General features: G+C 62.0%; 15 protein-coding genes. 13 read left to right on the top strand and 2 right to left on the bottom strand.

Annotation, left to right across the window (positions count from 1 at the left end):
* Positions 1-48: 48 nt before the first annotated feature.
* On the top strand, positions 49-1,263 hold the full coding sequence (cbiE, locus tag M2400_RS03595) for a precorrin-6y C5,15-methyltransferase (decarboxylating) subunit CbiE (RefSeq protein WP_259195333.1): 1,215 nt from the start codon (positions 49-51) through the stop codon (positions 1,261-1,263).
* Complete coding sequence (locus M2400_RS03600; RefSeq protein ID WP_177076215.1) at positions 1,260-1,979, top strand: cobalt-precorrin-6A reductase; 720 nt, start codon at positions 1,260-1,262, stop codon at positions 1,977-1,979. The genes cbiE and M2400_RS03600 overlap by 4 nt, the downstream gene beginning before the upstream one ends.
* 121 nt (positions 1,980-2,100) lie before the next feature.
* Here M2400_RS03600 and M2400_RS03605 read toward each other — a convergent pair whose 3' ends face one another.
* The gene (locus M2400_RS03605; protein WP_177041387.1) at positions 2,101-2,352 is read right to left on the bottom strand and encodes a DUF6124 family protein; all 252 of its coding nucleotides are present in this window, start codon (positions 2,350-2,352) and stop codon (positions 2,101-2,103) included.
* Between the two features lie 395 nt (positions 2,353-2,747).
* Here M2400_RS03605 and M2400_RS03610 point away from each other — a divergent pair, with 395 nt between their 5' ends.
* The 10 genes from M2400_RS03610 (at position 2,748) to M2400_RS03655 (ending at position 13,375) form a co-directional block, all read left to right on the top strand.
* The gene (locus M2400_RS03610) at positions 2,748-3,158 is read left to right on the top strand and encodes a DNA-binding protein (protein WP_259195331.1); all 411 of its coding nucleotides are present in this window, start codon (positions 2,748-2,750) and stop codon (positions 3,156-3,158) included.
* Between the two features lie 135 nt (positions 3,159-3,293).
* A complete protein-coding gene (locus M2400_RS03615; protein WP_259195330.1) occupies positions 3,294-3,689 on the top strand; it encodes a DUF2946 domain-containing protein in 396 nt (131 codons plus the stop codon).
* Positions 3,690-3,735: 46 nt separating this feature from the next.
* On the top strand, positions 3,736-4,218 hold the full coding sequence (locus tag M2400_RS03620) for a copper chaperone PCu(A)C (protein WP_076017993.1): 483 nt from the start codon (positions 3,736-3,738) through the stop codon (positions 4,216-4,218).
* 64 nt (positions 4,219-4,282) lie between these two features.
* Positions 4,283-4,642: a DUF2946 domain-containing protein gene (locus M2400_RS03625; protein ID WP_177041381.1), complete on the top strand. Its 360-nt coding sequence runs from the start codon at positions 4,283-4,285 to the stop codon at positions 4,640-4,642.
* Positions 4,643-4,736: 94 nt separating this feature from the next.
* Positions 4,737-6,803, top strand: coding sequence for a TonB-dependent copper receptor (locus tag M2400_RS03630; protein ID WP_259195329.1), 2,067 nt, complete (start codon positions 4,737-4,739; stop codon positions 6,801-6,803).
* A 118-nt stretch (positions 6,804-6,921) separates the two neighbouring features.
* Positions 6,922-8,304 (top strand): PepSY domain-containing protein, encoded by a 1,383-nt coding sequence (locus M2400_RS03635; protein WP_259195328.1) that lies wholly within the window; start codon positions 6,922-6,924, stop codon positions 8,302-8,304.
* A 153-nt stretch (positions 8,305-8,457) separates the two neighbouring features.
* Positions 8,458-10,563 carry a TonB-dependent siderophore receptor gene (locus tag M2400_RS03640; protein ID WP_259195327.1) on the top strand — a complete coding sequence of 702 codons (2,106 nt, stop codon included), beginning with the start codon at positions 8,458-8,460 and terminating at the stop codon, positions 10,561-10,563.
* 72 nt (positions 10,564-10,635) lie between these two features.
* Positions 10,636-11,424 carry an ABC transporter ATP-binding protein gene (locus M2400_RS03645; RefSeq protein WP_177041377.1) on the top strand — a complete coding sequence of 263 codons (789 nt, stop codon included), beginning with the start codon at positions 10,636-10,638 and terminating at the stop codon, positions 11,422-11,424.
* Positions 11,421-12,368: an ABC transporter substrate-binding protein gene (locus M2400_RS03650; protein WP_177041375.1), complete on the top strand. Its 948-nt coding sequence runs from the start codon at positions 11,421-11,423 to the stop codon at positions 12,366-12,368. The genes M2400_RS03645 and M2400_RS03650 overlap by 4 nt, the downstream gene beginning before the upstream one ends.
* The gene (locus M2400_RS03655) at positions 12,365-13,375 is read left to right on the top strand and encodes an iron ABC transporter permease (protein ID WP_177041373.1); all 1,011 of its coding nucleotides are present in this window, start codon (positions 12,365-12,367) and stop codon (positions 13,373-13,375) included. The genes M2400_RS03650 and M2400_RS03655 overlap by 4 nt, the downstream gene beginning before the upstream one ends.
* Before the next feature lie 47 nt (positions 13,376-13,422).
* Here the strand turns inward: M2400_RS03655 and M2400_RS03660 are convergent, their stop codons facing one another.
* Positions 13,423-18,048 (bottom strand): DUF4329 domain-containing protein, encoded by a 4,626-nt coding sequence (locus tag M2400_RS03660; protein WP_259195326.1) that lies wholly within the window; start codon positions 18,046-18,048, stop codon positions 13,423-13,425.
* A gap of 242 nt (positions 18,049-18,290) precedes the next feature.
* On the opposite strand from M2400_RS03660, the gene urtA reads away from it, so the two are divergent.
* Complete coding sequence (urtA, locus tag M2400_RS03665; protein ID WP_177041371.1) at positions 18,291-19,556, top strand: urea ABC transporter substrate-binding protein; 1,266 nt, start codon at positions 18,291-18,293, stop codon at positions 19,554-19,556.
* Positions 19,557-19,599: the final 43 nt, after the last annotated feature.

The following is a 19,599-nucleotide window of genomic DNA, read 5'->3' on the forward strand; positions in this document are numbered from 1 at the left end:
CCGGCGGCATGAAAAGCCTGCCCGTCGGATGTCGTTCAAGGAATTCATATGTCGCCCTGGCTGACGGTAGTAGGCATCGGTGAAGACGGCTTCAAGGGCCTGGGCAGAAACGCCCGGCACGCTCTGTTGCGCGCCTCTCGCATAGTTGGCGGCCAACGCCAGCTGGACTTGTTGCCCGTGTGCATTCGCGGCGAACGCCAGTTGTGGCCCAGCCCGTTTTCCCTGGAGCCGGTGCTGGCGCGCCGTGGTGAGGCGGTGTGCGTGCTGGCCAGCGGCGATCCGATGTTCTATGGCGTGGGCGCGAGCCTGGCGCGGCAGCTGCCCGCCGATGAGCTGCTGATTCTGCCGGCGCCTTCTTCCGTGTCGCTGGCGGCGGCGCGTTTGGGCTGGCCGTTGCAGGACGTGGTGACACTGTCGGTGGTTGCCCGGCCGTTGGCGGCGCTGAATGCGCACCTGGCCACCGGCGTGCGTTTGCTGGTGCTGAGCAATGATGGCCAGAGCCCGGCGGCTGTCGCAGCGCAGTTGGCCGAGCGTGGGTTTGGCGCAAGTCGCCTGAGTGTGTTTGAACACCTGGGTGGGCCGGATGAGCGGCGCGTCGACGGTATCGCCCAGGACTGGCAGGGCGAGCCGATTGCTGCATTGAATCTGGTGGCCATCGACTGCGTGGCTGACGCCAACTCACCGCGCCTGTCACGCCTGTCACGCCTGGCGGGGTTGCCGGATTCGGCGTTCAAGCACGACGGCCAGTTGACCAAGCGTGACGTACGCGCCATGACCCTCGCCCGCCTCGCGCCAATGCCCGGCGAACTGCTGTGGGATGTGGGCGCGGGCAGCGGCTCCATCGGGATCGAATGGATGCGTGCCCACCCCAGCTGCCGGGCCCTGGCCATCGAGGCCGATGAAGGCCGGCAACTGCTGATCGAGCACAACCGTGATGCCCTGGGCGTCCCCGGCCTGCAACTGATTCGCGGCACTGCGCCCCACGCCCTCGCAGACCTCGAAGCGCCGGACGCAATCTTCATCGGCGGCGGCGTAACCCGTGACGGCGTGCTCGACACCTGCTGGCAACAGCTGCGCCCCGGCGGCCGGCTGGTGGCCAACGCCGTGACCCTGCAAAGCGAAATGACCCTGATGGCCTGGCGCGAACAACACGGCGGCGAGCTGACCCGCATTCACGTGGCCCAGGCCCAGCCGCTGGGGGGCTTTGATACCTGGCGCCAGGCGCTGCCGATCACCTTGCTGGAAGTGACCAAGCCGCTATGAAACGCATCCTGCTGCTGGGCGGCGTGACGGAAGCCCTGGCCATTGCCCGCACACTGGGGCCCGAGCATATCTACAGCCTGGCGGGCGTTGGCCGCGTTCCGACCGACCTTAGGTGCCAGGTGCGCGTCGGCGGCTATGGCGGCGCTGAAGGCTTGGCGCAGTTCATTCGCGATGAAGGTATCGAGCTGGTGCTGGACGCGACTCATCCATATGCCGCACAGATCAGCGCCAATGCAGCCCGCGCCGCCGGTTTGTGCGACGTTGCCTGCTGGGCCCTGCGCCGCCCGGCATGGCAGCCACAGGTGGGTGACGAATGGCGCGAAGTCAGTGACTGGGCGCAGTTGATCGAAGCCCTCAAGCCCTTCAAGCGACCGCTGTTCACGCTGGGCCGCGAGCCGTTGCAGCACCTCGACGAAATTCCCTCCGAGCAGTTCTGGACGTTGCGCGCACTGGATGTGTACCCCGGCAACGAACGCTGCGAAGTGATTGGCGCCCGTGGGCCGTTTTTGATCGAGGACGAGCGGGCGTTGTTTGAGCGGCGGCAGATTGATGTGCTGATCAGCAAGAACAGCGGCAGCACGGCTACGGAGCCGAAGCTGGAAGTGGCAAGGGAGCGTGGGGTGCCGGTGTTGGTGTTGAGGCGGCCGGTGTTGGCGAGGGTGGATATGGAGTTCACGACAGTCAACTCGGTACTGGAAGCATTCCAGTCTGTATGACGCAACACGAAACAAAGGTGGGAGCTGGCTTGCCTGCGATACAGACGACGCGGTCGTTCAGATACACCGCAGCGATGCCATCGCAGGCAAGCCAGCTCCCACACTGATTTGCGTCGCGCTGTCAGCTCCGCGTGGCGGCCGCCTGTTCGGCAGCATCGTGCACCCGATCAGCCAGCAACTCCGCCAGTTCGATCAACTGAGCAACGCCCAGCAATTCCTCTCGCTTCGATCCTTCCAGGCTAAACGCCAAGTCGCAACTCAGCGCGTTGGCCGAGGCAAGTGTTTCGATGAGGTTGACCAGCAGGTCTTCGGTGCTGATTCCGTCGGTTACGGTGAACAGCCGAAAAGGGGGATTTGGGGTAGGTTTAATCATTGTGAAGCTCCTAAGGGAAGTGGAGCTGCCACTGATCGCCGCGACGCGATGGAGGGTGGCAGCTGTGCGCAGGTTCGCGGACCGGTCCCTAGGCAACCCGGCATACCCGAAGGTATCCCGCGCACAGCCACCATAGCGCCGCACAGTAGACGATAAAAAAGCGCCAACTGAAAGCAGACGATGGCGCTTAGCGCCTACAGGAATCCGGGCCGCGACGCCCGCCCGCTGAGTTTGCAGCGGTGTACGGAGACTAGAGATTGAGTTTCCCAAGGACAACCGCCAATCGCTGTCGGAAATTTCTGTGGAGCATTCCCGTATCCAGGTTACATGGGGGCCCAATGAGAAGCTGCCTACACAGACACCAGAACCCGCTGACTACCGGAATAAGTATTCCCTTGGCGATGATCTTCAACATTTCGTCCACCGACGTTAAACATGAGGTTCATCGCATGACTGAAAAATCCCATCCCCGACGCTTAACTCGACCTGCTGAACATACGATTATCGAACACATAATCGCGAATCCCGAGCTTGCGCACGCGATTGGCCTTGAAGCGGAAGCCCCTAAATCGGATGAGCCCGAAGTCGCAGAACGATTGAACCAATGGCTGGAAAAAGCCCAATGCCTGCCTGACACAAAGACACAGTTCACGCGTTTCGATGCTGCCAACCATCTACGTACACAAGAAGAGATCGACTCTTATCTGGAAGCCTGCATCGAAGAAGACCCAGGCGATGGCTCATTGGTCAGCACAGCGCGAGAGACCATTGCCCGAGCAACCCGCAGGCTGAATACCAGGCAATAGCCGAATACAATCCCTCAGTTCCCGTCTATCCTCAAACCCAGCACTGCGACACCAAACCACACCGTCCCTTTTTACTTATCCCCCCCGATCAGGCTAAATACCCACCTGATCGCTTAACCCTACGGATTGTCCGCCATGGCCCGTCAACGCTTTGCAATTGCCTGGATAGCCTGCCTTGCAGTGCTGTTCAATGCGTTTGCCATGCCGCTGGCGGGTGCGATGCAGCAGGCGGATGACCCGGTCAAGCAATTGCTATGGGGCAGTTTCTGCTCCTCCAATGCCAACAAGCTGACGGCCATTGCCCTGGGCAAGCTGGAGATTCCGGCGCCGCAGCAGGACGATCACTCCACCATGCAGCATTGCTGGTGCTGCTCGGGCTCGGCGCCGTTGGTGGCGCTGCCGGGGCATTCGCCAACACTGTATTTCGCACGATTCGACGCAGTGCAAGACCTGCCGCCGCCGTCATTGCAATCCCCTGCCCCGCGCCAGCAATGGCCGAGCCTTAACCCCCGCGCCTCTCCAACGGTCTGATTTCTTCGCAAGTGAACTGCGTTTAGAACCGTTCTGGAGAACTGCCATGCTCAAATCTTCCCTGCTTCTGGCTGCGTTGTTGCTGCCGGTGTGTGCTGCTGCCAATGCCGAAGACTTCAAGGTCGGCGAACTGGTGGTCAGCGAACCCTGGTCTCAGGAACTGCCGCCCAACGCGCCGACCGTCGCGGCGTATTTCGTGATTCATAACCAGGGCGAGCATGCGGACCGCCTGCTCAGCGTCGACACGCCCGTGGCCGCCAAGGCCGAGCTGCATGAGCATGTGATGCAGGGCGACCTGATGAAGATGCAACAGGTGACCAGCGTCGCGGTGCCGGCCAAAGGTGACCTGACGTTCGCCCCCATGGCCTACCACGTGATGCTGCTGGACCTGAAGGACCGCAGCGTATTGCGCGACGGCCAGCATTTCCCGCTGACCCTGAATTTCGAGAAGGCCGGCCCCGTGAAGGTGGAAGTGTCGGTGCAGAAGCAACCGCCCATGGCCGGCCACGAGCACATGCACGCCCAGTAGATAAACCTTGATGGGCGCCCCACGCGCCAGGTTGCCCGCACACCGCCGTAAGCCGATGAGCCTTATGCGCGGCAGCTGGATCAGCCTGTTCGCCATGCTGATGATCTTTATCGGTCCGCTGATTTCCCAAGCGATGCCGATGGATCATCACGCCGGTATGTCGATGGCAATGTCCATGGACATGCCGAGCTGCCATGGCGACGCAAAACCTCAAAAGGCCCCCGACGAACACCACGTGCTGTGGGAAAAGTGCGGCTATTGCAGCCTGCTTTTCAGTTGCCCGGCGCTGCCTGGCAGCGTGTCGTTTGTCACCCTCGGCAGCCCACCGCCCGCCAACGCCCTCACCCCCGCCCCACGCCTGGGCCATGCCCGGCAAACCGTGTTCCCCGGCGCCCGCAGCCGCGCGCCACCCATCATCGCGTAAGCACTTCACACCGTTACTTCACACCGGCCGACTTTCAAAAAGACAGCCGCAGGCTGCTGGCCGTGTTGTTTACGACTGATTGATGGAATTTTTCATGTCCAGGTTTTCTGCTGACACCCGTTTGGGATGCACTCCCGTCTTCGCCGTTCTGTGCGGCGCGCTGCTGGTTCCACAGGCCCACGCCGATCAGGCTGACACTGAACTGAGCCCGACGGTGATCACCGCGATCGCCCCCAGCTCGCCACTGACGATCGTCACCAACCCGAAAGACCCGCGCCAACCGGTGCCCGCCAGCGATGGCGGCGACTACCTCAAGACCATCCCCGGCTTTGCCCTGGTGCGCAACGGCGGCACCAATGGCGACCCGGTACTGCGCGGCATGTTCGGCTCGCGCCTGAATATCCTCACCAACGGCAGCATGATGCTCGGTGCCTGCCCCGGCCGGATGGACGCGCCCACCTCCTACATCTCGCCGGAAACCTACGACAAGCTGACCGTGATCAAGGGCCCACAAACCGTACTCTGGGGCCCGGGCGCTTCCGCCGGCACGATTCTGTTCGAGCGCGAGCCCGAGCAGTTCGGCACCTTGGGTACACGGGTCAACGCAAGCATCCTGGCGGGCTCCAACGGGCGCTTCGATAAAGTCGTCGACGCGGCAGCCGGCGGGCCATTGGGTTATGTGCGAGTGATCGGCAACCAGGCCCACGCCGATGACTACAAGGACGGCAACAACGACACCGTCGCCTCGCGCTACGACAAGTGGAATGGCGACGTGGCCGTGGGCTGGACCCCGGACGCCGACACTCTGCTGGAACTCACCGCCGGCCGTGGCGACGGCGAGGCGCGTTACGCCGGGCGCGGCATGGACGGCTCGCAGTTTCTGCGGGAAAGCCTCGGGCTGCGCTTCGAGAAGTCGAACATCGGCGAGGTACTGGACAAGGTCGAGGCGCAGGTCTACTACAACTACGCCGACCACGTGATGGACAACTACACCCTGCGCGTCCCGTCGGGCACCGGGATGATGGCCGGCCCCATGGCGGCCAACGTCGATCGCCGCACCCTCGGCGCACGCATCAAGGCCACCTGGCGCTGGGCCGATGTGCAGTTGATCAGCGGCATCGATGCGCAAACCAACGAGCACCGCGAACGCAGCGCCATGGGCGTCGACACCTACAAGGACCTGCCCCGCAGCAAGGACGCCAACTTCCACAACTACGGCGTGTTCGGCGAGCTGACCTGGTACGCCGCCGACCGCGACCGCCTGATCACCGGCGCCCGTGTGGACCGTGCTTCGGCCAAGGATTTCCGGCAAACCATCGACTCAGGGATGATGAGCAGCCCCAACCCTACTGCCGATAAAACCCGCGCCGACACGCTGCCGTCGGGCTTCGTGCGCTATGAGCACGACCTGGCCGACAGCCCGACCACCGTGTACGCGGGCCTGGGCCACTCAGAGCGTTTCCCGGACTACTGGGAGCTGTTTTCGCCGAACACCGGCGCGGTGGGGTCTGTGAATGCCTTCGACGGCGTGAAGCCCGAAAAAACCACCCAGCTGGATTTCGGCCTGCAATACAAATCCGCCGACCTCGACGCCTGGGCTTCGGCCTACGTCGGCCAGGTGCGGGATTTCATCCTGTTCGACTACCAACCGGGAATGATGGGCACCACCTCACAGGCGCGCAACGTCGACGCACGAATCATGGGCGGTGAACTGGGCGCGGCGTACAAGCTGACCGCCAACTGGAAGGCCGATGCCACCTTCGCCTACGCCTGGGGCAAGAACAGCAGCGACGGCAAGCCACTGCCACAGATTCCGCCGCTGGATGCGCGTTTCGGGCTGACCTACAGCCAGGACGACTGGAGCGCCGGCGCCTTGTGGCGGGTGGTCGCGGCGCAAAACCGTATCGACCAGAACAAGGGCAACGTAGTCGGCAAGGACTTCGACAAGAGCTCGGGGTTTGGCGTGTTCTCGCTGAACGCGGCGTATCGCATCAATAAGAATTTCAAGGTCAGCACCGGCGTCGACAACCTGTTCGGCAAGGCGTACGCCGAGCACCTGAACCTGGCCGGCAACGCCGGGTTCGGCTACCCGGCCAATGACCCCCAAGCCATCAAGGAACCGGGGCGCACGCTCTGGACCAAGGTGGACATGAGCTTCTAAGAGCATCGCAGGCAAGCCAGCGCCCACAGTTGAAATGCATTCCCCTGTGGGAGCGGGCTTGCCCGCGATGGCGTCCTCGATAACACAAAAAATCCAAGCCTTTGCGGAGCACACCCTGATGAACCCACCGAAGATTTCCTTCTACAACCTGGCCTGGCGCTGGCATTTCTACGCCGGGCTGTTTGTCGCGCCGTTCATGGTGCTGCTGGCCCTGACCGGCATCATCTATCTGTTCAAGCCCCAGCTCGACCCGCTGATGTACGGCCACCTGCTGACCGTGCAAAGCGCCGAGCACGCATTGAGTGCCGACGAGCAACTGCAACGCGCCCAGGCCGCCTACCCACAAGGCAAGATCAGCAAGTACCTGCCGCCGGCCGACGCCACCAGCAGCGCGCAATTCGTCATGCAAAACGACGGGCACGAAGTGAGCGTATTCGTCGACCCCTATCGCGGCACCGTCCTCGGCGAACAGGACGCCAAGAAAAATCTGCAGGCCATCGCCCGTGCGCTGCACGGCGAGTTGATGATCGGCACCGTCGGCGATCGCCTGGTGGAACTGGCCGCCGGCTGGGGCGTGATGCTGGTGATTTCTGGCCTGTATTTGTGGTGGCCGCGGGGCAAGTCGGCGGCGGGCATTCTGTGGCCACGAATGGGCAGTCGCGGTCGCTTGTTCTGGCGCGATTTGCACGCGGTCGCCGGTTTCTGGGGTGCGGCCTTTCTGCTGGTGATGCTGCTCAGCGGCATGACCTGGACCGGCTTCTGGGGCAAGCAATACGCCGAGCTGTGGAATAAATTTCCGGCGGCGATGTGGAACAACGTCCCGCAGTCCGACCAGCAGGCCCGCATCCTCAATACGGCAAGCCAGCAGACCGTGCCGTGGGCCATGGAAAACACACCAATGCCGATGTCCGGCGACCACGCCGAGCACATGAAGCATGGCGGCATGACCAAAGGCCCGGCAGCGCCCACCATCAGCCTGCAACACGTCACGGAACTGGCGCGCTCGCGCAACGTCGATCCCGGCTATAGCATCACCTTCCCCACCACCGCCGAAGGCGTGTTCACCATCGCGGTGTTCGCCAACGACCCGCGCAACGACGCCACCCTGCATGTGGACCAATACACCGGCAAGGTCCTGGCCGATGTGCGTTGGGAGCACTACAACACCGTGGCGCGGGTCACCGAATCCGGCGTGATGCTGCATGAGGGCAAGATGTTCGGCGTGGTCAATCAGATCATCGTGCTGCTGATTTGCCTGATGATTTTGCTCAGTGCCGTCAGCGGCCTGGTGATCTGGTGGAAGCGCCGGCCACAGGGCGGCCTGGGGGTTCCGCCGTTGCGCCATGACTTGCCGAAGTGGAAAACCGCGATGGCGATCATGCTCGGGCTGGCGATTGTCTTTCCGCTGGTGGGCGCCTCGCTGATCGTGGTCTGGGCACTGGACCGCCTGGTGCTTTCACGCCTTTTTGCACAACGTGAATCTGCCTCAGGTTCGGCATGAAACAGGCGAGATGCCCTATATAGAGGCGTTAGGTAGTCTTGCGCGGGCTTTCACCCACGCCATGGCAAGTGTTATAGTATAACACTTGCTGTATATTCCCGGCTTGCCGCGCCCTGCGGCAAGTACCGCCTCGAAGAAGCGATTTATCGTCCGATGAACAAGTACCTTGCGTCCGGCCTGTGCCTGCTCGCCCTGCATAACAGCGCCCAGGCTCTGACTCTCCCAGCCAGCCCCGTCACCGCGCCTGCGGTGGACGATGAACGCGTCGACCTGAACACCCCGACCACGGCTGGTTCGCGCCTGAACCTCACAGCCCTGCAAACTCCGGGCAGCGTTGAGAGCCAGACCGGCGAACAGATCCGCGCACGGGGCGACGCCACGGTGCAGGACGCCATTTCCCGGGCCACCGGCATCAGCCGCACCGGCACACCTGGCGACGGCGGCACCTCATTGTCGGCGCGCGGTTTCACCGGCCAGAGTTCGGTACTGCAACTCTACGACGGCGCCCGCATGTTCGATGGCGCGGGCACGTCCACTTTCCCGGTCGACACCTGGTCCGTGGAGCGCGTGGATGTACTGCGCGGTCCGGCCTCGGTGATGTATGGCCAGGGCGCCACCGGCGCAGTGATCAACACCATCCCGAAGAAACCTTTCGAGGGCGAGATCGAAAACCATATCCGCCTGGGCTACGGTTCTTATGATCGCCAGCAGCAAGCCCTGGACAGCGGCGGCTCGCTGACCGATACCCTGAGCTACCGCCTGAACATCAACCGCCTGCGCAGCAATGGTTTTATCGACCGTGGCGAGTCCGCAAGCGACTTCGTCAGCGGTGCCCTGCGCTGGCAGGCAGCCGACAACCTGAGCTTCACCCTGGCCACCGACTACGGCGACCAGATCCCGCAAAACGATTACGGCACGCCGCTGATCAACGGCCAGTTGCACAAGGGCCTGCGGGACAAGAACTACAACGTCAGCAACGATATCCAGCATTACAACGACCAGTGGACGCGCCTGACCAGCGAGTGGCAGATCAACGACAACGTCACCGCCACCAACGAACTGTCCTACCTGAAAAACCAGCGCCGCTGGCAGAACGCCGAGAGCTACAACTTTGTCGACGGCGGCCTGGTGCGCCAGAGCTACCTGGGCATCAAGCACAACCAGGAACAGGTCGGCGACCGCCAGACCTTTACCTTCAAGCACACGTTGTTCGGCCTCGACAGCCAGACCGTGACAGGCGTCGAGTACAACCGCATTCGCTTCCGCCTGGCCAGCAACTCGCCGTTCAATGACCTGACCGACGGCCAACCGGTGGACATTCTGCATCCGGTGCCGCAGCCGTTTGAAAGCGCCAGCCCGTTCATTCCACAGTCCGTCAGCACCACCAAACAGCTTGCCGCGTTCGCCGAAAACCGCCTGCAACTGACCGACAAACTGTCGCTGATCACCGGCGTGCGCCGCGACTATCTGCACATCGATCGTGAAGACCTGACACAGAACAACAGCGACTCCAACAAGACCTTCACCGGCAACAACTGGAAAGCCGGCCTGGTCTACGCGATCACCCCGGACACCTCGGTCTACGGCCAGTACGCCACCAGCACCGATGGCGTAGGCAGCCTGATCACGCTGAGCCCGAGCCAGCAGCAGTTCGGCCTGTCGACCGCCAAGCAGACTGAAATCGGCATCAAGCAGGCCTTCTGGGATTCCCGTGGCGAATGGACCCTGGCGGCCTACCACATCATCAAGAAAAAACTACTGACCGATGTGCCAGGCACCGACCTCAAGGAACAAGTCGGCCAACAATCCTCCAACGGCCTGGAAGCCAGCCTTGACCTGCAACTGCCCAACGCCTGGCAACTGCAAGCCAACGCGGCCATCGTGCGGGCGCAGTACGACGACTTCTCCGAAGTGGTCAACGGCCAGGCTGTGTCCCGCGACGGCAACCGCCCCACCGACGTCCCGCGCCGCACCGCCAACCTGTGGCTGAGCAAAGCGATCACTGACGACGTGCGTGCCGGTGCCGGTGTGCGCTACGTTGACGCGCGTTATGCCGACACCGCCAACACCAGCGAAGTGCCAAGCTACACCGTGGTCGACGCCAGCGTGTCATGGAAAGCCATGCGCAACACGACATTGGGCCTGCAATTGAATAACCTGTTCGACCGCACCTACGCCGTCAGCCAATACAATAACGGCCAGCAATGGATCCTTGGCGAGCCGCGCTCGTTCTTCGTGACAGCGGACTACACCTTCTAAAGCAACGAGAATCCAGTGTGGGAGCTGGCTTGCCAGCTCCCACAGGGGCCCGTATCGAACCTGAGAGTAAAGATGACCTCACTCAACCTCACCGACCTCGCCTGGACCCCGCCAGGCCACGAGCACTGTCATCACCAGTTCCAACTGCGTGACGCCAGCCTGCACGTGAGCGCCGGTGAGTTTGTCGGCCTGATCGGCCCCAACGGCAGCGGCAAGACCAGCCTGCTGCGCTGTGCCTATCGGTTCAGCAAACCGGCCGAGGGCGAGGTGCTGCTGGAACACCAGAATGTGTGGAAGCAATCCTCGAAGTGGTGCGCGCAGCGTATCGCCGTGGTGCTCCAGGAGTTTCCCGATGCATTCGGCCTGCGGGTGGATGAAGTGGTCGCCATGGGCCGCACACCTCACAAGGGCCTGTTCGACAGCGACACGGTTGAAGACCAGGACCTGATCCGCCAGGCCCTCGAAAACGTCGGCCTGCTGGGCTTTGAAGACCATGCCTTCGCCACCCTGTCGGGCGGTGAGAAGCAACGGGTGATCCTCGCCCGCGCCCTGGCCCAGCAACCGCAATTGCTGATCCTCGACGAGCCGACCAACCACCTCGACCCACGCTACCAGCTGCAGTTGCTGCAACTGGTCAAGCGCCTGAACATCGGCACCCTGGCGAGCATCCACGACCTGAACCTGGCCGCCGCGTTCTGTGATCGCCTGTACGTGATCAACCACGGGCGCATCGTCGCCAGCGGCACACCTCATGAAGTGCTGACCGCCGAACTGCTGCGCGAAGTGTTCGGCGTTGAAGCATTGATCGACACCCACCCCTTGTCCGGCTACCCCCGAATCACCTGGATAACCCAACCATGATCCTGCGCTCCCTGCTGTCTCTCGCTTTGTTGCTCGGCACTTCCCAGGCGTTCGCCGAAGCGACCCGTTACCCGCTGAAAATCCAGAGCTGCAACCGCGAAGTGACCTTCGCCGAGGCACCCAAGCACGCGGTCAGCCATGACATCAACATGACCCAGATGATGCTCGCCCTGGGGCTCAAGTCGCACATGGCCGGCTACAGCGGGGTCACCGGCTGGAAGTCGGTGACCCCGCAAATGGCGCAGATCCTCGACGGCCTGCCGGAGCTTGCGAGCAAGTACCCGTCGGTGGAAACCCTGCTGAATGCCAACGTAGATTTCTTCTTCGCCGGCTGGGACTACGGCATGCGCGTCGGTGGCGACCTCACCCCGCAAACCCTGCAACCCTTGGGCATCAACGTCTATGAGCTGACCGAGTCCTGCGCCTTCGTGATGAAGCGCCCGGCCGCCACGCTGGAAGACACCTATAACGACCTGCGCAACCTGGGCAAGATCTTCGATGTGCAGGACCGCGCCAATGCCCTGATCGCACAGATGCAGGGGCAAGTGGCCGAAGTACAGAAAACCCTGCCCGCCGAAAAACCTCGCGTGTTCCTCTACGACAGCGGTGAAGACCGCGCCATGACCTCCGGCCGCCTGGGCATGCCCCAAGCGCTGATCGACGCCGCCGGCGGGCGCAATATCCTCGACGACGTGGACGCCAGCTGGACCCGCGTCAATTGGGAAACCGTGGTGGAGCGCAACCCGCAGGTCATCGTGATCGTCGACTACAGCGAAATCACCGCCGACCAAAAAGAGCAGTTCCTGCTGAACAACCCGGCCCTGCAATCGGTGGACGCCATCAAGAACCAGCGCTTTATCGTGATCCCCTACGTCCAAGCCACGCCCGGCATCGACAACGTGCTGGCGGTTGAAACCCTGGCCAAGGGGTTCCACGGCGAATGATCACCCGTCGCTATGCCCTGCTGCTGAGTGCCCTTGGCGCGTTGTTGCTGATCTCGTGCGTGGTCTCGCTGGGGTTCGGCTCGGCGCGGGTGCCGGTGGACGTGGTGTGGCGGATTTTGCTGCATAAAGCCTTCGGCATGGGCGAGGTGGACTGGAGCGCGGGGCAGGAACATATCGTGTGGCTGATCCGAGTGCCGCGCATGTTGCTCGGTGCCCTGGTGGGCGCCGGGCTGGCGTTGATCGGGGCGGTGTTGCAGGCCGTCACCCGCAACCCGCTGGCCGACCCGCACCTGCTGGGCGTGACCTCCGGCGCCACCCTCGGCGCGGTGATCGTGGTGCTGCATGTGGGTGAAGTGATCGGCTTGCTGACCCTGCCCATCGCGGCGTTCATCGGTGCGTTGCTGAGCATGATCGTGGTGCTGGCAGTGGCCAGTCGCAACGGTCGGCTGGAGAGTGACCGACTGCTGCTGTGTGGCGTGGCGGTGTCGTTCGTGATGATGGCGGTGGCTAACTTGCTGCTGTTCATGGGCGACCACCGCGCGGCATCGGCAGTGATGTTCTGGATGCTCGGCGGCCTCGGTCTGGCGCGTTGGGAGTTGCTGGCAATTCCCTTCGCTACGGTGTTGCTGGGGCTGGTGTTGCTGCTGGGCATGGCGCGTCCGTTGAACGCGCTGATGGCCGGTGAGCAGACCGCCGTGACCCTGGGCCTGAACGCGCGCAATGTGCGCTTGAAGGTGTTCCTGATCGCCTCGCTGATGACGGGCGTGCTGGTGTCCATCAGCGGCTCCATCGGCTTTGTCGGGCTGATGGTGCCGCACATTGCCCGGCGTCTTGTGGGCGCTGAACACCGGCGGTTATTGCCGGTGTGCGTGCTGCTGGGCAGTGTGTTTCTGGTATGGGTCGATGTGGCTGCCCGCACAATGATCGCGCCTGAAGACCTGCCCATCGGCGTGGCCACGGCGGCCATCGGCGGGCTGTTTTTTATCGGGCTGATGCGCAAGCGCTGACGCCTTGCCTTCAGGCCGCTGCGCTGGACAATTGCCCAGACGCACCGTCAGAGCTCATCGTGCTCAAGCACGTCCTGATCCTCCGGTTGGTGCTGCACGTCCTCGACTTGCCACTCTTCACCGAGGGCACCCTGGTGTGTCCAGAACGCGTCAGTGTCCAGCACTGAGAGTTGGCCGACTCTTCTCAGTTGACTCACTAACTTGCTGGGGGTGGGCGGTAAGCTGGGTTGCAGCAGTGCGGTTTCCTGGGTGGAGAAACTGGGCACGTACTTGAGCAACGCGCCGCCCCGGCAGCTCAGGTAGCAACTTTGGGCCTGCGGCAAATTGCGCTGCAGCACCTCCACATAGCGCCGCAGGTCATGCGTGGAGACAAAGCTCTGCAGCAGGTCCTGGTCAATGAGCTCACGGCTCACCGTCGAGGCAATCGTTTTGTAGAACGCGTGTATCGCCACGATGCTGTACGTGGATAGCAAATGCGTGGGAAGCACATAGAAACCCTGCTTATCGGACCAGAACAACAAATCCAGGCTGTTCGGGCTGCCAATGCCCCAGTCAGCGTCTTCCACCGGGTCCAACGCCACATAGCCGGCTGTTTCGGGCGGCGCCATTACTGCGCCTATGTACTCTTTTGCGGCGAATGCCCCCACCCGGCTCAGCGCCGACCGGGCCGCGTCATCGATATGACCGAACAGCGGGCCACAAAACGAATGAAAGTGCGGATCGCTGATGGCGCTGTCGGGCGGTAACTGGGGATGCCATCGCTCCGTCACGCGTTGCTTCTTGCCCCAGATGCGGCTTGTCACACGGATATACAGCTCCCCCTTGGTCGCCAGGTCGAGGATGTAGTCACGCCCACTCAGGGAACCCTCCAGCAAGCGGGTTCGTGCGCTACGCGCCTTATTCATCAAGCCAAATACCGCTTTCTGCGCCGTCAACTGATAGCTGAGCAACGCGCCGTCGGCACACATCAGGTACAAAGGAGAGATACGTCCATTGCCGGATGTCTTGAGGAAGTTCAGGGCATTGGCAATGTCCTGCGGGCTGAAGAAGCTATACACCATCTCATCGCCAGGTTCGGTGAATGGCTCATCGTGAGCGCACAAGTAAAACCCTTCCAGCCTGAAACCTTGGGGTAAGAGGCCATCGATGAACACCTGCGCAAGATGGGCGTAGTTTTCCCGCACCAGTGGCATGGTGGCCATGTACAGCGGTTTTTTCTGTGACTTGAACACATAGCCAAACTTCACCTGTGTATCGGCGCGGTACTGCAAGTGAACGTGCCGCACCGCGTCAAATGCCTGGGTAAATATCGGGCTATAGCGTGGGTCCGCGCTCGTGGCTCGGATCGACAATGGACCAGGTCGCAGGACGGAGGGAACAAACGTGCCCTTGAGCGTCCTGGCCGGCCCCCACATCGGGCTGTCCTCAACCACACGCAGGGTGCCGGCCTTGGCAACTTGAGTGACAAAGTCCGACGGCAGCAGGCGCCCTTCGCGAATGTCCTGCTCAATCTGGTTGTCGGCAAGGTCGCCTCTCACCAGGTTACGCGCGGCCAGAGCGCGTTTTAGGGCCAACTCCGCGGCAGACTGGGACGCTCCGTAGCTGAGTATCGAACCGTTGGGCCCAAACACATATTCGCTGCCGATATGCGCCTCATGAAACAGCAGGTTCGCCAGTACCGCACTGGGGATCATGGAGGTGTAGAGGGTTTTCTGGGAAGCCGACAGCAGGATGGGCACCTCCCGTTCCACCAGCGAGGAGTAACGTGCTACGACGGTACTGCCGGGCGGGTACAGGCCCATCGAAATGCTTGGGTTCGGGTAAATCCAGTCGGTGGTGAACCCCCGGGGCGGCACCACCAGCGGCTCGGTGGCCGCGAACAGCCCATTGACCAGCCTGAGGACCACGCCCCCATAGGTACGCCGCAGCCTCGGCCCCACCTGCGCCGCGACATGACGTATCGCGTCATCGGGGTTGGCGAAGGAAGGACTCAATCGCCGTCGCACCAGGTTCTCGTAGCCCGACCAGGTTTCACCCACCACGCCCAACTTGTCCCAGCACTGGCTGGTGCGCACCACGCGAAGCTGGCCACGTTTAGCCCACTCGCGGACAAAATCCAACGACGTCTTCTGACCCGAAGCCAGCAATGCAGTAGCCTGCGTAAATTCGGCTTCCACCAGCCCGCCCTGTCCGATAACGATTGGCGCGGGCAAGTAACAGAGCAGCGCACCGTCCAGGGTCGATAAATACACCGGCAGGTTTGTGCCCTTGTTGTATTGGCGCCCCCTGCGTTCGGAATCGTACACCGCGACATACAGCACCATCGGCATCACAAAGTAAGTCGTCAACCACGCACTGCTCGTACTCAGCCCCGTGGGTTGCCAGTGCTGCGAGCGAAACAACGCATGCAATACAAACCCCTCAGGAAACCGGAAGCCCGAGGCGTCATCGACGGCAAACAGGCTATTGAGTTTGAATAACGTATTGGCCCCCTCCACACACACCACCTCGGTGGCGATGTATTGCTCCCGGTCCTTGTGCTTGAGGACAAACGCAAAACAGTCCTGGGTTGTCCGGTTACTCCCATGCACGCGGGCATGCAGGTTACGTGCGGCGGCATCGGCAGTGCCGAACAGGGCGCCGTAGGTGACGTACTCGGGCGGGCCGAGAGGCTGAGAGTAGGTGGCATGGGGCATCCAGTCACTGCCAATCTTCGCCCGTGGGCCCCATAACGCATTGCCTTCTATCACGCGCAGATCGCCGCTTGCCGCCAATCGTACGACCCACTGGGCAGGCGTCAGCGAGGGATCGGCGAACGGCCCTGTCCAGGATGGGCCGCCCGGCGTATAGGCCAGCAGGCAGTCTTGCCCCGCCGACAAATAGGCAGGGCGCTGTGAAGCGATGATCGAGGCGGTTTCCTCGGGGGAAAACACCTGCAAATTGATCATCGCCGCTTCGCGCGTCCAGCCACGCGCCTCGACCCACGCAGGGTCGACCATCGACAAGGCCGGGTGGGAACCGTAACGCCCATGCACCTCATAGCCCACCTGCGGAATCAGCGGCCCGCGATCGCCCAAGGGGAAGAACAGCGTACCGTCAAAGGGGTTGCTCGCACTTTCCCGGGGGATCGTTGCGACAAAACGCCCATCTTCACTCTTGAGAATATAGCCACCGTAGTAACGGCCACGCCGCGAGCCGATTTGTAGATGGGCATACACCGCCGCATCATGGGCGGTGCGGAAATGACCGTTCCAGGTCGCGTTGGGGAACGCGGCAAGCAATGGCGAACGCGTGTCCACCGGGCCCACATCGCGCCACAGCGCACCACGCCACACCACCGATAACTCAGTGACGGCAAGCACCCGGCGCACGTAATCACGCGGTGTCAACGTACCAGCCACCAGCTCAGCCTCGGCCCCATTATCATCGAGTACACCGTCGGGACTCTGCCGGGCCAGGTCACCGGCAGCACTGACAGCGGGCACCTTGAGTTTGAGCAGCGCGCCGTCCGGGACCAGCGCATACAGCTGCAACCCACGGCTCGTTTCCTGGTTTATCCGGGTAGCTCTTTCCTGAGAGATAGCTGCGAGCAGCTCGGCCGGTTTAATAAAAGTGGAATACAACCAGGGCTCCCGCGCGCTGGTCTCGGTGGGCGAAGGCGACGAACGGAAGTAGATGGCTTCAAGGGCATAGTTGGCAGGCAACGCCCATTCGTAATCGCCTTTGTGCGGGAATGTGCCCTTTGGAGAGAACAACGGCGTGCTTTCGGCCCTGGGGAAAGTTGCCACGTAGTGTTCGCCGTTGCGGTGTTTGAGCAAAAAACCGAATGTGCGGCCCTCCGGGGTGATAACGGACTCAGCTTGCGCGGCCTTGATTGCGTCCTCCGCCCGCTCACAAATCGATGTGTACAGCGGTTGGCTCGTAACGGCTGTTGATGTGAAGGGTTCGAACACCACCCAATCGGCCGGCACGACGCCCATCGAACCACCCCACAAATCGGTGGGTACGATCAGGCTGAGTTCTCCCAGCGTGGAGATTTTTTTCACCAACTCGCTGAACGGACCATAGACCCCGACCTTATTCCCCGCCGGCTTTCCCGCCCGCAGCCACAACGCAAAACTGCGCTCTTGCGGCGAGCCACTCGGCGCGTAACGAATCAGCGAGCCGTCCGGCCCCGAGAGATAGGCCGCCTGGAAAAACAGTCGATCATCGACATCGTGAGAAAAGTCCGACCCCGAAAAAAATCCGAGGAAAGCCTTCACCATTCGGGCATCAAAACTCGGGTTTCGTTGCCCGATTCGCTCATGTTGCGCCGGGTGTGAATGGTAGCTCGCGACGCACGTGTAGCCCTTGGGCTGCTGGTAATACCCATCGTCGCCAAGCGCGAGTACTTTGAGCAAATTGAACTGCATGTCGTCGCCAGGCAGTGGTTCGGTGGCGCGGTACAGCCCTGTCGGCCCGCGCACAATTACGCCGCCGTATTCTCGTTCGCGGCGTCCGCCAATTTTATTGTGTGCCCAATAAGCCGCATCCGCCTCATGCACAAATGCGTCGCTCAGTGCCGGCAGTCGGGCAGCGCCCCTGTTTGAGCCGGCGGCGCGTTGTTCCCGCGATAATCTGATGGCCATGCGAACTCCCTTTAAAAACGCTGGATCGGTGTTGTCGTGGGCCATTTTCGCCACCGGTAACCCGACTCAAGCGGTAGGTAGTTAACGATTTGCCTCAAGCGACGTTGCGCGCCCCGTTCCGGAGCAGCGTCACGCACCACCACCAGACACTGCCTTTTTGTGGTGCGCCACCGCCGGGCCGCATCGGGCAAAAACGGCGAATACATACCTGCAACCGACTAGGCACACCCCTTGCAATGTCTCCAGCATCTGCCCTTACAACAACATTGAGTTCTGGAGATCGCACCATGAAGCGTCGCAGCTTGATCAAGGCTTTCACTCTCTCGGCATCCATTGCCGCCATGGGCATGACCTGGACCGTGCAGGCCGCCGAGACCATCAAGGTCGGCATCCTGCACTCGCTGTCCGGGACCATGGCAATCTCCGAGACCTCGCTCAAAGACATGGCGCTGATGACCATCGACGAGATCAACGCCAAGGGCGGTGTGAACGGCAAGATGCTCGAACCGGTGGTGGTCGACCCGGCCTCCAACTGGCCGCTGTTCGCCGAAAAGGGCCGCCAGTTGCTGACCCAGGACAAGGTCGCCGTGGTGTTCGGTTGCTGGACCTCGGTGTCGCGTAAATCGGTGTTGCCGGTGTTCGAAGAACTCAACGGTTTGCTGTTCTACCCGGTGCAATACGAAGGCGAAGAGATGTCGCCCAACGTGTTCTATACCGGTGCGGCGCCGAACCAGCAGGCGATCCCGGCGGTGGAATACCTGATGAGCGAAGAAGGCGGCGGCGCCAAGCGCTTCTTCCTGCTGGGCACCGACTACGTGTACCCGCGCACCACCAACAAGATCCTGCGTTCGTTCCTGCACTCCAAAGGCGTAGCGGATAAAGACATCGAAGAGGTCTACACCCCGTTCGGCCACAGCGACTACCAGACCATCGTGGCCAACATCAAAAAATTCTCCGCCGGTGGCAAGACTGCAGTGATCTCCACCGTGAACGGCGACTCCAACGTGCCGTTCTACAAAGAGCTGGCGAACCAGGGCCTGAAGGCTACCGACGTACCGGTCGTTGCGTTCTCCGTGGGCGAAGAAGAACTGCGCGGCATCGACACCAAGCCGCTGGTGGGCAACCTCGCCGCCTGGAACTACTTCCAGTCGGTGGAGAACCCGGTGAACAAGAAATTCGTCGCCGACTGGAAGGCCTATGCCAAGGCCCACAACCTGCCAGGCGCGGACAAAGCCGTGACCAACGATCCGATGGAAGCCACCTACGTGGGCATCCATATGTGGGCGCAGGCGGTGGAGAAAGCCAAGTCCACCGACGTCGACAAAGTGCGTGAAGCCATGGCCGGGCAGACCTTTGCCGCGCCGTCCGGTTTCACCCTGACCATGGACAAGACCAACCACCACCTGCACAAGCCGGTGATGATCGGTGAGATCCAGGCCGACGGGCAGTTCTCGGTGGTGTGGCAGACCCAGGAGCCGATTCGTGCGCAGCCGTGGAGCCCGTACATCCCTGGCAATGACAAGAAGCCGGATTACGCCGTCAAGAGCAACTGAACCAAGGGGTGTCGGCACCTGAGAGCCGACACAAACCCTGTGG

Origin of the sequence: Pseudomonas sp. BIGb0558, assembly GCF_024807515.1 — a bacterium.
Classification (GTDB): domain Bacteria; phylum Pseudomonadota; class Gammaproteobacteria; order Pseudomonadales; family Pseudomonadaceae; genus Aquipseudomonas; species Aquipseudomonas yamanorum_A.